This window comes from Sinomonas notoginsengisoli, assembly GCF_021554725.1.
Lineage (GTDB): Bacteria > Actinomycetota > Actinomycetes > Actinomycetales > Micrococcaceae > Sinomonas > Sinomonas notoginsengisoli.
The window spans coordinates 1-12,222 of record NZ_JAIZDP010000012.1 but is presented as its reverse complement, the minus strand read 5'-3'; the positions used below and the strand labels follow the sequence as shown (position 1 = coordinate 12,222).

Annotated in this window: 9 protein-coding genes and 1 pseudogene; 6 read left to right on the top strand and 4 right to left on the bottom strand. The window is 68.0% G+C overall.

The window, feature by feature from the left end; translation table 11 throughout:
* Nucleotides 1–237: 237 nt before the first annotated feature.
* Both LF262_RS14880 and pdxA read right to left on the bottom strand, forming a co-directional pair.
* Nucleotides 238–1,590 carry an MFS transporter gene (locus LF262_RS14880; RefSeq protein ID WP_235781190.1) on the bottom strand — a complete coding sequence of 451 codons (1,353 nt, stop codon included), beginning with the start codon at nt 1,588–1,590 and terminating at the stop codon, nt 238–240.
* Between the two features lie 42 nt (nt 1,591–1,632).
* A complete protein-coding gene (gene pdxA / locus LF262_RS14875) occupies nt 1,633–3,966 on the bottom strand; it encodes a 4-hydroxythreonine-4-phosphate dehydrogenase PdxA (protein ID WP_235781189.1) in 2,334 nt (777 codons plus the stop codon).
* Nucleotides 3,967–4,192: 226 nt separating this feature from the next.
* Here pdxA and LF262_RS14870 point away from each other — a divergent pair, with 226 nt between their 5' ends.
* The 5 genes from LF262_RS14870 (at nt 4,193) to LF262_RS14850 (ending at nt 8,834) form a co-directional block, all read left to right on the top strand.
* Entirely contained in the window at nt 4,193–5,176 is a 984-nt protein-coding gene (locus LF262_RS14870; RefSeq protein WP_235781188.1) for an aldo/keto reductase, read from the top strand.
* Between the two features lie 34 nt (nt 5,177–5,210).
* On the top strand, nt 5,211–5,990 hold the full coding sequence (locus tag LF262_RS14865) for an HpcH/HpaI aldolase family protein (protein ID WP_235781187.1): 780 nt from the start codon (nt 5,211–5,213) through the stop codon (nt 5,988–5,990).
* Nucleotides 5,991–5,999: 9 nt separating this feature from the next.
* A complete protein-coding gene (locus LF262_RS14860; protein WP_235781186.1) occupies nt 6,000–7,250 on the top strand; it encodes a sialidase family protein in 1,251 nt (416 codons plus the stop codon).
* On the top strand, nt 7,243–7,923 hold the full coding sequence (locus LF262_RS14855; RefSeq protein ID WP_235781185.1) for an SDR family NAD(P)-dependent oxidoreductase: 681 nt from the start codon (nt 7,243–7,245) through the stop codon (nt 7,921–7,923). The genes LF262_RS14860 and LF262_RS14855 overlap by 8 nt, the downstream gene beginning before the upstream one ends.
* A gap of 98 nt (nt 7,924–8,021) precedes the next feature.
* Nucleotides 8,022–8,834, top strand: a complete 813-nt coding sequence (locus LF262_RS14850; RefSeq protein ID WP_235781184.1) for a DeoR/GlpR family DNA-binding transcription regulator — start codon at nt 8,022–8,024, stop codon at nt 8,832–8,834.
* A 262-nt stretch (nt 8,835–9,096) separates the two neighbouring features.
* Here LF262_RS14850 and LF262_RS14845 read toward each other — a convergent pair.
* Nucleotides 9,097–9,417: pseudogene (locus tag LF262_RS14845) on the bottom strand (amino acid permease); the annotation flags it as partial.
* Nucleotides 9,418–9,936: 519 nt separating this feature from the next.
* On the opposite strand from LF262_RS14845, the gene LF262_RS14840 reads away from it, so the two are divergent.
* Complete coding sequence (locus LF262_RS14840; protein ID WP_235781183.1) at nt 9,937–10,608, top strand: hypothetical protein; 672 nt, start codon at nt 9,937–9,939, stop codon at nt 10,606–10,608.
* Here the strand turns inward: LF262_RS14840 and LF262_RS17150 are convergent.
* Nucleotides 10,580–12,031 (bottom strand): response regulator transcription factor, encoded by a 1,452-nt coding sequence (locus LF262_RS17150; RefSeq protein ID WP_235781182.1) that lies wholly within the window; start codon nt 12,029–12,031, stop codon nt 10,580–10,582. The two genes, LF262_RS14840 and LF262_RS17150, sit on opposite strands and share 29 nt — an antisense overlap.
* Between the last annotated feature and the right edge of the window lie 191 nt (nt 12,032–12,222).

Below are 12,222 nucleotides of genomic sequence, written 5' to 3'. Positions count from 1 at the left end.
AGAAGGCTATGCAGCGCCGGCCGCCGCCGTTTTGTGGTGAATCCACCATGCGCATGGGTGGGCGATAGAGGGATCGCTACAAAGTGACTCGGCAGTAGCCCGCACTGGGGCCGAGCGCACGACGGCGAGCGACCACGCGCCGTCGTGCGCTCACCTGCACCGTCTGAGGACGCAGGCATCCCGCGGACAGGTCCTCGGCCTGTCCGCGGGATGAGCTATGTGAGGGAAAGGGACTGCCTACTGCAGATGGGCGACCTGCGCCGAGGATGCCCCCGCCTGCTCCACTGCTGCATCCTCGAGCGGCTTGCGCTTGCTCGGACCAATCCATACGGCGACGATCGTGATCGCGGCCTGGCTGATCATGTAGAGGGCGACCGGCCAGTACGAGTTGGTCGCTGCGAGCAGGAGCGTCGCCACGACGGGGCCGATGCCTCCCGAGATCGCGCTTCCGACTTCGCGGGCCGAGGCGAGTCCGGTGAAACGGATATGGGTCGGGAAGAGATTGGCAAGGTAGGCGCCCTGCGTCGCGGACATCCCGCGGACGGCGATCGCATAGATGATGACGATGGCCGTGAGGACGACCGGGACCACCTTCGTGTCGATCATCCAGAACATCGGGAAGATGAACAGTGCCACGGCCACGGCTGAGCCGATGTAGACACGGGAGATGCCGAGGCGGTCGCCGAGCCATCCGAAGAACGGGTAGGTGAAGAGGCTGACAAGGGCGGCGATGAAGAGGCCATTGAGCCCGATGCTCTTGTCCAGGTGGAGGAACGTTGCGGCGTACGCGAGGACGAAGGTCTTGACGAGATTGGTCGTCGCGTTCTCGGCGAAGCAGGCGAACATGGCCACGAACCAGTTGCGCGGGTAGGACGCGAAGACCTCCCTGATGGGGCTCTTGGGCTTCGCCTTGGCCCGGGTAACCGCGGCATACTCGGGGGATTCCATCACGCGCATCCGGATGAAGAGGCCAACCCCGATGCCGATCACGCTGGCGAGGAACGGAAGCCGCCAGCCATAAGCCATGAAGTCGTCCTTGGGCATGAAGTCCAGAAGGGAATAGAAGGACGTTCCGAGCATGATGCCGAGGGCCAGGCCTGCGCCGGGCAGGCTGGTGAGCAGGCCCTGGCGCTTCTTGCTGGCGTGCTCCGAGACCATGACCTGAGCGCCACCGAATTCAGCGCCTGCCCCGATTCCCTGCAGGATCCTGAGCAGGAGCATCAGGATCGGGGCCCAGATGCCGGCCTGGGCGTAGGTGGGGAGCATCCCGATGAGCGCGGTCGACACGCCCATGAGGACCAGCGTTGCGGCAAGGACGTTCTTGCGTCCGATCCTGTCGCCGAGGGCGCCGAAGACGAAGCCGCCGAGCGGGCGGAAGAAGTAGCCGATGGCGGTGGTGGTGAGGGCGGCGGCCGTACCCATCAGGGGGTCGAACTTGGGGAAGAAGAGGGTGTTGAACACCAGGGCTGACGCCGTGCCGAACAGGACGAAGTCGTACCACTCGATCGTGGTGCCGATGACGCCGGCGAAGATGGCGCGGCGGACCCACTTGGCCCGCTGCTCGGGGGTGGGGGTCATGATGTTGGACATGCTTGTGTTCCTTCTACTCCGTTGTAGTGAGAAGTGGACGGGCTATGGCTGGAAGACAAGCCGAGGGGACATCTCGGCGGCCTGACGGAGGGCCTCGATCATGCTGCGCACATCAGCGATGCCCTTGCCTGCGATGTCGAAGGCCGTGCCGTGGTCGACCGAGGTGCGGATGACCGGCAGCCCGACGGTAATGTTCACCCCTGCCTCGATGCCGAGAACCTTCACCGGGCCGTGCCCCTGGTCGTGGTACATGGCCACGATGAGGTCGTAGTCCCCGCGCCCGGCCAGGAAGAAGGCCGTGTCCGCCGGGAGCGGGCCGCGGGCGTCGATCCCGTCTGCTTGGAGTCGTTCAATCGCTGGCGTGATCTTCTCCTCCTCTTCGCCGTAGCCGAAGAGGCCGTTCTCCCCTGCATGGGGATTGATGGCGCAGACGCCGATCTTCGGCCGTGCCACCCCTGCACGTTTCATGGCCTCCTCGCCGCGGCGCACGGTGCGCTCGACGAGTCCGGGCTCGATCCTGCGGATCGCGTCGACGAGGCCGATATGGGTGGTGACGTGGATGACCTTGACCTTGGGGGTCGAGAGCATCATGGAGACCTCGTCGACGCCCATGAAGTGGGCCAGCAGCTCGGTGTGGCCGGGGTAGAGGTGGCCGGCCTTGTGCAGTGCGGCCTTGTTCAGGGGCGCAGTGCAGATCCCCTGGACCTGGCCCGCCATCGCCAATTCGCACGCGATCCTGACGTAGTGGTAGGCGGCGTTGCCAGCCTCAGCCGATTCCTCGCCCCAGGGCAGGTCATGCGGCAGGATCTCGGGGTCGATCACGTTCACACGTCCCGGGGTGAAGGCCGCTTCGGCGACGGTCTTGACCGCCATTACCTCTGCGTGGATGCCGAGTGCGTCCCCGGCGAGGCGCAGGCGGTGCGCGTCCCCGATAACCACCGGGCGGCTGTCGGTGTAGGCGCCGGGGTGGACTAAGGCGCCGAGGGTGACCTCTGGCCCGATCCCGGCTCCATCTCCCATCGTGACGGCGATGAAGGGCCTGTCGTCGTGTTCCGTCGTCATGCGGGTCTCCGTGTCTTTGGCTGTTCGAGTTGAGCTGTGGGCCGGTACGCCGGCCGACATGGTGGAAGGGTGGGAGGCGATCTGCCGGTACAGCTGGGCGAGGACGAGTTCGTCCCCGAAGCTGCCGGGCTTGGTGGCCACGAGCCGGCCGTCATCGGCCAGGCTGACGACGGCTCCGTGCTGGACGGCCGTGTAGGGAGTCAGGGTGGCGATGCCGAGGGCTTCGAGGACTTCTCGGGCGGTTTCCCCGCCAGTCAGGATGAGGTCCGCCCGAAACCCTTTCTGGCCCAGCTGGGCCAGATGCGCGAGGCGGGCCACGACCCCGGCCGACTGTTCCGGATCCACGGGCGAGTCGACGAGGGCAAATGCGACGGAGCGGCCGTCGGCGAGGCCCGCACGCAGGCGTTCAACAGCCTGGGTGTCCCGCTCAGGCGCCTTCATCTGAGCATCGACTGTGACAATGTCAAAGCCCTCGGCCGCGAGGTGCTCCAGCTGCCGCCGTGCTGACGGGGACGCCGAGCCGACTACCGCAAGGACAGGCGTGCGCCCCGATTCATGATCGAGCGGAGGTGCCACATTTACGCGAGGCTGCGCGTTGTGCGCAGTTTCCGCCGCAAGGCGCCGGGCGAGGAGCCCAGCGAGTTGACCGGTCCCGGCCAACGCGATGGGACGTCCTTCCGCGGCGAACCCGAGCTCGCCGAGGGCGTCGACGACGGCGGCGAGGTCCTCCTCCGTCTCGCTGTCGACTACGGTGATGGCCACGGGGCCAGACGCCGGAGCAGCTGCGAGAGACCGCGCGAAGGAGCCCGACCTCACATCCTCAAGCCGCGCGAAGCGCACAGTGGTGCCGGCGAACACCTCGCCAAGGTCCGCGGGAGGAGCTCCCGCCTCGGCACGCCAGAGGTCTGAGGAGCGCAGGGGCAGGCCGGCGACGAAGGGCTTGCCGCCTATGACCGTCCGCCCCATCGCGGGCAGGGCTCCGGCCAGGACAACGTGGTACCCCAGCTCGGTCAGCGCCGAGACCTCTGAACGGATGTTGCCCCGCCAGAGGGAGTCGGTCTTCTTGAACAGGACGGCGTTGCGCATCCCGGTAGCTTTGGAGAAGACCGCCTTCACGGCGGCCGCCGCCTCGGGAGCCGACGTGCCGCGCGAGTGGGTGTCGACCACGAGGACGTCAGGGCCTTCTGCGGTGGGATTGCGGCTCTGCACACTGGCTCGCAGAGCGATCCTGACGGCGAATCCTTGGGCGGCGAACTGCTGGCCGACTTCCGCGGCACCCGAGAAGTCGTCAGCCTGCACGAGGACTGTAGCCATGTCCCTCCTCCTTCCTGGCTGAGCGGTGAGTGTGCTGCGTCACCAGCAAGCATGACATATCTGCGCGAATCACGCTATACCTATTGCTCAATTCGCGCAGAGATAGGATAGTTGAGGCAATGGAAAGCGGAAGATTGCACGAAGGAGCGGTACTTGCCTGCGTCTTTCGCGCACAACGCGCAGCTATCGGTGGGCCTCGTCCCGCCGTCGTCGACGGGAAGACCATATGAGCAACCACGCGGACGCTGTTCACCCGGGGAAACCCCCCATCTCGAAGCTGGTGCTCGGCACCATGACGTTCGGCGACACCGCGGACGAGGCCACGGCACGCCGAATCTTCGAGGAGGCCCTCGATGCCGGAATCACAACGGTCGACACCGCCAACGGGTACGCGGGCGGGGCGAGCGAGGAGATTCTCTCCCGCCTTCTCAAGGGCCGGCGGGAAGAGGTTGTCCTCGCAACCAAGGCCGGAATGCCGCACCCGGACCATGGGAGCCACTCGCCACTGTCGGCTCCCGGGCTCCGCCGGTCGATTGAGGGCAGCCTGAAGCGCCTCGACATGGAGAGCGTCGACCTGTTCTACCTCCACCAGCCCGACCGCTCGACGCCGCTGGAGGAGACCCTCGGCGCCGTCGCGGAACTGGTCGCGGAGGGCAAGGTCAAGGCCATGGGCGTGTCCAACTTCGCCGCCTGGCAGATCGCCGACCTCATCCACGCGGCCGAGCGTTCCGGCGCGCCCCGCCCTGTTATCGCGCAGCAGCTCTACAACCTCCTCGCCCGGCGCCTCGAGGAGGAGTACCTCGAGTTCGCCGCAGTCCACGGCCTGCACACCATGGTCTACAACCCTCTGGGCGGAGGACTCCTCACCGGCAAGCACCGGTTCGAGGCGAAGCCCTCTCAGGGGCGTTTCGGAGACTCCCGGCTGGCCGCGATGTACACCGAGCGCTACTGGGACCCTCGCCTGTTCGAGGCTGTGCAGTCGCTGACCACTATTGCGGACGGCGCCGGCGTCGCCCTCGTTGAGCTGTCGCTGCGTTGGCTCGCGTACCGCGAGGGCGTGGGGTCGGTTCTCCTCGGGGGATCGAAGGTCGAGCAGCTCCGGGCAAACATCCAAGCCGTTGCCAGTGGCCCCCTTCCAGCCGACGTCGTCGAAGCCTGCGATAAGGTCGGCGCGACTCTGCGCGGCCCAATGCCCGCCTACAACCGCTGATCCCGCCGACAACGAATCGAAGAGTGGAACGAAGATGACTTCCTCCCCCCAGGTCCTCGAGTTCGCGAGGAAGATCCGGGCGCGGGAACGCGTCGTGGGCTATTGGAGCGTGCTCGACGCTCCTGTGGCCACGGAGCGCATCGCGCGTCTCGGCTACGACTACGTCGCGCTCGACGCCCAGCACGGACTCCTCGGATACTCGGGCGTCCTTGCCGGGCTCATGGCCATCGATGCCAGCCAGCGCGCCGTCGGAATGGTCCGAGTTGACGGCAATGATGCGACCTCGATCGGCCGGGCCCTCGACGCGGGCGCGATCGGTGTCATCGTGCCCCTCATCGATACGGCCGCGGATGCGGCGGCCGCAGTCGCCGCCGCCAACTACCCGCCCCTCGGGCGCCGCTCCTACGGCCCCATGCGTTCGGCGCTGCGCGTGGGCCCGATCCCGGCAGAGGCCAATGGGTCAACCCTCGTCTTCGCGATGATCGAGACGCCGGAGGGGCTGGCGAACGTCAAGGAGATCTGCGCGGTCCCCGGCCTCGACGGTATCTATGTGGGCCCCTCCGACCTCTCCCTCGCCGTCGGCGGGGGCTTCCCGGGAGACCCGGCAATCCAAGCCGAGTTCGACGAGGCGCTCGCCCTCGTCGCCGACGCCGCCGCCAGTGCGGGCATCGCCGCCGGCATCCACACCGCCGCCGGGCCGATCGCCGCCCAGCGGCTCCGGCAGGGCTACAGCTTCGTGACCATCGCCTCGGACCTCACCCATCTTGAACTGGCAGCCAAGGCGCACCTCGACGCCGCGACTGCGCAGGACTGAAGGAACACCATGACCAGCAGCACTATCGACAGCGCCTACAGCGCCATCACCTGCGACGGCGTCCTCCGCCATGCCGACGGGGCAACCTTCGCCTATCTCCCCGCCGCCACCGTCCAGTCACATGCGGCGAACCTCCAGACCCTCCCCGACGGGCGCTTGGGCTGCGTGTGGTTCGGCGGCACTCAAGAGGGCGTGAGCGACATCGCGGTCTGGTTCTCGGCCCTCGAACCGGGCTCGGACCGATGGTCGCGGCCCGAGCAGCTCTCGCACGACAGCACGCGCTCGGAGCAGAACCCCATCCTCTTCGCGCCCGGCGGTGAGGCGGTCTGGCTCCTGTACACCGCGCAGAAGGCCGGGAATCAGGACACAGCCGAAGTCCGGCGGCGGATCTCGGCCGACAGCGGGAAGACATGGGGCCCAGTGGAGACTCTCTTCTCGGCGAACGAGGCCGGCGGCGTCTTCGTCCGGCATCAGCCGCTCGTCCTGCCCTCGGGCCGGTGGCTCATGCCGATCTTCCGCTGCCTCACAACCCCTGGCGAGAAGTGGGCTGGCGACAACGACGACAGTGCCGTCATGGTTTCGGATGACGGCGGCCAGACCTGGCGTGAGCACCTCGTGCCCGGAAGCGTCGGCTGCGTCCACATGGACATTCAGCCCCTGCCCGACGGCTCACTCCTGGCCCTCTACCGCAGCCGCTGGGCCGACTCCATCTACGAATCCCGCTCCATAGACGACGGGGACACGTGGAGCGAGCCCGTACCGACGGAGCTGCCCAACAACAACTCTTCCATCCAGTTCACAGCCCTTGCCGATGGCCGGCTCGCGCTCGTCTACAACCACCGGCGCGCCGAGGAGACAACCGAACGGCGACCCTCGCTCTACGACGAGATCGACGACGACGGCCTGATCGAGCAGGCCTCCGACTCAACTGCGGCCAAACCCCCCGCCGCCGCGCCTGCTCTCGGGGCGCGAGCCGCTTTCTGGGGCACCCCACGCGCGCCGATGACTCTGGCCATCTCGGAGGATTCGGGCCGCAGCTGGCCCGTTCGGCGGAACCTCGAAGTCGGAGACGGGTACTGCCTCTCGAACAACTCCCGTGACGGGCTCAACCACGAGTTCTCCTACCCCTCCATCCACCAAGGGGCCGACGGCGCGCTCAACATCGCCTACACCTACTTCCGACAGGCCATCAAGTACGTCAAGGTCAGCCCCGAATGGGCCTACGATGGCTCGGCCACCCCCGGCGGAGACGATGCCTGAGCCGAGGCACGCCGTCGTCACCGGCTCCAGCTCGGGCATCGGACGGGCCATCGCCGTCCGCCTGCTCTCCGAGGGCTGGCGCGTCACCGGGCTCAGCCGCAGGGAGGCCGGGCTCGGAGAAGGGTTCACCTGGCGGCAGGCTGACCTTGCAGACCCAGAAGCCGTCGGAAGCGCAGCAGCAGGCCTCCTTCCTGCCGACGCCGTCGTCCACGCGGCAGGCCTCCAGCGCACCGGTCGCCTCGGCGCCCTGGACCCTGCCGCCCTCCAGGCAATGTTCGCGGTGCACGTCGCGGCTGCGAGCATCCTCGCGGATGCCCTCGTTCCCGCCATGCACGATGGCGGACGGATCGTCCTCCTCGGAAGCCGCACGGCAGCCGGGGCTGCCGGCAAGAGCCACTATGCCGCGACCAAGGCCGCGCTCCTCGGTCTGGGCAGGTCCTGGGCGAAGGAGCTCGCCCCGCGCCGCATCACGGTCAACCTCGTCTCGCCCGGCCCGACGGACACTCCCATGCTCTCCGATCCTGCGCGGGCAGACGTGCCCCCTGTGGCTCCGCCGCTCGGGCATCTTGTGGACCCGGAAGACGTCGCCGCACTGGTCAGCTTCCTCGTCGGTCCGCACGCCCGCTCGATCACAGGCCAGGACCACCTCATCTGCGCAGGAGCGTCGCTATAGCACGCGCCCCGCGCCCGCGGAGGAGCGGTCGCTACGATGGGGAAAGGTTCCGGCCCACGGCCGAGCCGATGGGCGAACTCGACCCGAAAGGGGCCCGGATGACAACTGCGAAGGCCAGGCGAGAAGAGATCTACCGGCTCGCCACCACAGCCGGTCTGACCTCTGTCGAGGAGCTCTCCCAGAGGTTCCAGGTCACAGCGTCCACGATCCGCCGAGACCTCGCTCTCCTGAACGAACAGGGCAAGCTCGCCCGGACCTACGGGGGCGCCCTCGCGATCGGCGCGCACCCCGAGGCATCTCTGCGCCAGCGGATCGGCGAGGCCTTCGAGGAAAAGCAGGCGATTGCCCGGTGGGCCGCAGCCCAAGTCCAGCCGGGCGAGTCGGTCCTCCTCGATGGCGGTTCCACCGTCGGAGCACTCGCCCACGCGCTGCGCGGCCACACCAACCTCACGGTCACCACTCCCGCCCTGAACACCGTCCAGGAGCTGTCGGACTCCCCGGGGATCCAGGTCGACTGTCTGGGCGGCCGCCTCCGCAGTGTCAGCCAGACTTTCGTGGGCCCGCTGGCCGAGGCAGCGCTGGAACGCTTGAGCTTCGACCGAGTCTTCCTCGGTGCCGACGCCGTCACCGCCGACGATGGCATCTGCGAGGCCGACCAGGCCCAGACCCGGCTCAAGGAACTCATGGCCCGCAGGGGCGCGAACGTCTACGTGCTCGCCGACTCGAGCAAGCTCGGGCAGCGGCCCTTCCACGCGTGGGTGCGCTTGCCCGTGCCCTGGACTCTGGTCACCGACGCCGCAGCGGACCCCCAGCAGGTCGAGCTCTTCCACCGCGCTGGCGTACACGTCCAAACCGTCCCGCCTGATCGCACAGTCCGAGTGGACGACCTCGTGGTCGAAGAAGCGAGCTGACAAGGGCGGGGCCTCCGCCATCGTATGGTGTTCCGCACCAGGCGATCATCTAGTTCGCAACGCGCCCGGGGCCATGAGGCGCCCCCGAGAACTGCCGAGCGCACGACGGCGCGTGCCCACCCGCCGTCGTGCGCCCCCTCGCGAACCCCGCATCAAGGCTGCAGGCTCGCCTCCTGCTCCCGACGCGGGCTGTCCGGGTTCACGAGCGAGTGCCGGCGGCCATACGTGAAGTAGATGGCCAGCCCGATCACGAGCCAAACAACGCGTCCACGTATCCGGAGATGCCGATCGCGACGACGGCCACGATGGCGATGTACTCCAGCAGCAGGTCCCACCCGATGAACCAGCCCGTGATCTCACCCAGCGCCACGTACCCGTACGTGTACTCGGACCCGGCCCGCGGGATCATGCCGGCGAACTCCGCGTAGGAGAGCGCCGCTGCGGCCGAGGCGAGCCCCGCCACCAGGAACGAGATGAGGACCGCCGGCCCCACCCCGGGATTGGCGGAGTCGCCGTGCGCCACGAGCCCGGCGAGCGAGAAGATGCCGACGCCGACGATCCCCCCTACGCCGATGGCCGTGACATTCCGGCGAGGGGTGACGGACCACGACCGAATCTCGGGGGGGAGGAGGCCACCGCGGCCCAGTTAGCGCGAGAGCGTGAACGAGCCTGCAAATACCGACGGTGCTATAGGAGAGGATGTCTGTCGTCGACTGTCCCCGGCGGACCGCTGCTCGCTCAGTCCTTGACGATGTCCTATCAACGGTTCCTTTGACAGGACTCGGGGTCTCTGGGGCTTCTCCCCTCCCCCGTACTCCCGCATTTGGATCTGATCGCTGTATGGCGGTGTTCTGTGAGCGCCTGATCGCGGTTAGCTGCCGATGACGAGGATGCTGGCGGCAGCTTCGATGACGTCGTCGGTGGTGGCCTCGAGGACGAGGATCGCCGGGGCGGCCTCGCGGATCACCTTGCCCTTGTTCTCCCCGAAGCGGTCGTAGAGCCGTTGGGGAGCTCTGGCGATCGGCGGACTTTCGACCTCCGAGGACTCGAGTTAGGCCGATCTGCCGATGCGGCGGGCCTCCGTCGGAGGCACGGTTGAGTCATGACACTCCACTCTTCGGCGTCCGTCCAGTCGGCGCTGGTTCGTCTCGGTCTGCTCTGGGTCGCGATCGTCGGTTCGATGTTCCTTGCCACGGCCATCGGCGGTCCCACCGGCGGGATCATCCCGCACCTCATGCTCCACGCCATCTTCATCCTGCTCGTCTTCCCGCTGTGGATCTGGCTTGCGCTCCGGTGGCGGGCGGCGTCCGCGTGGCGGACGATGCGGGTGTTCGCGTGGATCGTCATCGCCTTCACTGCGGCAGCTGCGGTCGGGCAGACCGGGGAGAGCGTGGTGGTGATCGCTCACGGCGGACTGTCAGCGCCCGCCTCGGTCATGAACGACCCCGCCCACTGGGCCTGGGCCGGCCCAGGGCTGTTGGGAATGTACTTCGCGACCTGGACCCTGCTCGTCGCCAGCGTGGTCTGCGGGATTCGCCTACTGCGCGCCGGTGACCGCCGAGGCTGGGCCGCGATGCTGCCAGCCATCGTCAACCTGGCCGAATTCTGGGTGCTCGGAGCGATCTTCCGTTCGGACCTCGCTCGGCTGGCACCCCTGACGCTGATCAGCGGGATCGTCCTGCTCATCGTCGCCCTGAGGACGGCTGACCGTCCATCCGCGATGGACCATGCCAAATCGCGTCGCGTCACGTCCTCCTCTCCGGCCCCTTCATGACAGGAGAAGACGTCGGTTCGTACGCTGGTCCTGGCCCGTTCGCCAGCCATAACGCGGCGGCGCGCACCCTCGGATTGCTGTCTCCGGCAACGTCGAGCTTGCGGAACACCGAGCGAAGGTGCGCGTCGACAGTGCGCTTGGAGAGCACGAGGCGATCAGCGATGCCCTGATTGCTCAACCCCTCGGACGCGAGTGCCAACACCTCCTGCTCCCGCCGGGTGAGGACGGCAAGGGATGCTTCCGGCAAGTCGGCATCGGCCAGTGCCGGATCGACATTCGGCCCCGGACCGGCGGCCCGGGCGTCTGCTGCATCAGGGGAGGGCAGGACTGCCGCAACGCACCGGGCGACGACGAACCGCCACGGCTGGAGCAAGACGCCGGCGAAGGCGATGGCGATCAGTCCTGCCCATGGTCCCGCGTCGTCGCCGGGTGCCACGAGCAGCGGCGCAAGCACCGCGAGAACTAGCGGCGCGAGCTGGACGGTGGCGACGGCAAAGACAATCCACAACGCCGCACGGACGATCTCTGGGGACTTTAGTGTATGGGTGTCGCGGCTCGGACCGGCGTCGTGGAGCAGCGCACTCGTCCACCACGATGAGGTAACAACGGCAAGCGACAGACCCAAGGCGAAGCCGTTGAACCCTCGTCCCAGGGGAACCGCGCGATCGACCGCGGCCAGCATCCCGCACGCTGCCACGACAGCGAGGGGAAGAAGCATTCCGGCGGCGGCCTGCGCCAACCTGACCCGCTCGGCGCCGCCGGCCCGTGCAGCCCGCACCCCCAGCACAGTAGGCACGGCGATCCCTATGACGAGCCAGACGCACGCCACGAGGGTCTCCACGAGGCGAGCCTGGGGCGATGTCAGGAAGGACGCCGGCAGGAGCGTGGGCATCGCCGGGACACGCGCCACCGTGTTGGAGCTGGGCAGCAGCACCCCGGCCACGATCACCGACGCGGTCGCGCCCACAACCGGCAGCGCCGCCCGCCGGCCATCGGCCTTGCCAAGCAACGCAGCGCCGGCAGCCTGAGCAATCGCGATCACCACCGTCCAGCCGACGATCGGCAGCGAGACGACCACAGCGAACACCCACGTCCCGCCGCCGGAGTGCAGGGCGAGCCAGCCTGATCCCGCCGAGATCAGGGACTCCGCGGCCATCGCGGCGGCGATGCCGGTCGACCAGCGGGCGGCGCGGGACTCGCCGCGACGCCTGTCGAGTGCCGCCCGGACCACACACGCCATCACCGTCAACGGAGCGAGTCCAAGCCAGACCGGGCTCGTCGAGAGCTGCGAAGGCCACAACCCGTCGGGGACGGCGGTCAGCGCGAGCCAACCAGCGAGAATCGAGGAGGCCGCGATCGCCGCGGCCGTGAGCACGGTGCCGACTGCGGCGACGCCCCGACGATCGACTCCCACCGATCTCACGCACCCATCGTGGCTCCGTCGGCGGACCGGGGCAATATCCTGCTCGCTGAGTTGTGACTGTCAGCGCTGCAAAACACCTCAAACAGCGATCACATCCACAGTCCCGTCAGTTCCTGACGTGGGTGCCCCATCAATTGTTCCTTCGACGAGACGCCCGCGTGCGGCCACCTCCCCTTCCGGTCGGCCGAGGT

Bases quoted from the DNA above. Each gene is read 5' to 3' on its own strand.
- LF262_RS14880 (WP_235781190.1), bottom strand. From the start codon at position 1,590: ATGTCCAACATCATGACCCCCACCCCCGAGCAGCGGGCCAAGTGGGTC.
- pdxA (WP_235781189.1), bottom strand. From the start codon at position 3,966: ATGGCTACAGTCCTCGTGCAGGCTGACGACTTCTCGGGTGCCGCGGAA.
- LF262_RS14870 (WP_235781188.1), top strand. From the start codon at position 4,193: ATGAGCAACCACGCGGACGCTGTTCACCCGGGGAAACCCCCCATCTCG.
- LF262_RS14865 (WP_235781187.1), top strand. From the start codon at position 5,211: ATGACTTCCTCCCCCCAGGTCCTCGAGTTCGCGAGGAAGATCCGGGCG.
- LF262_RS14860 (WP_235781186.1), top strand. From the start codon at position 6,000: ATGACCAGCAGCACTATCGACAGCGCCTACAGCGCCATCACCTGCGAC.
- LF262_RS14855 (WP_235781185.1), top strand. From the start codon at position 7,243: ATGCCTGAGCCGAGGCACGCCGTCGTCACCGGCTCCAGCTCGGGCATC.
- LF262_RS14850 (WP_235781184.1), top strand. From the start codon at position 8,022: ATGACAACTGCGAAGGCCAGGCGAGAAGAGATCTACCGGCTCGCCACC.
- LF262_RS14840 (WP_235781183.1), top strand. From the start codon at position 9,937: ATGACACTCCACTCTTCGGCGTCCGTCCAGTCGGCGCTGGTTCGTCTC.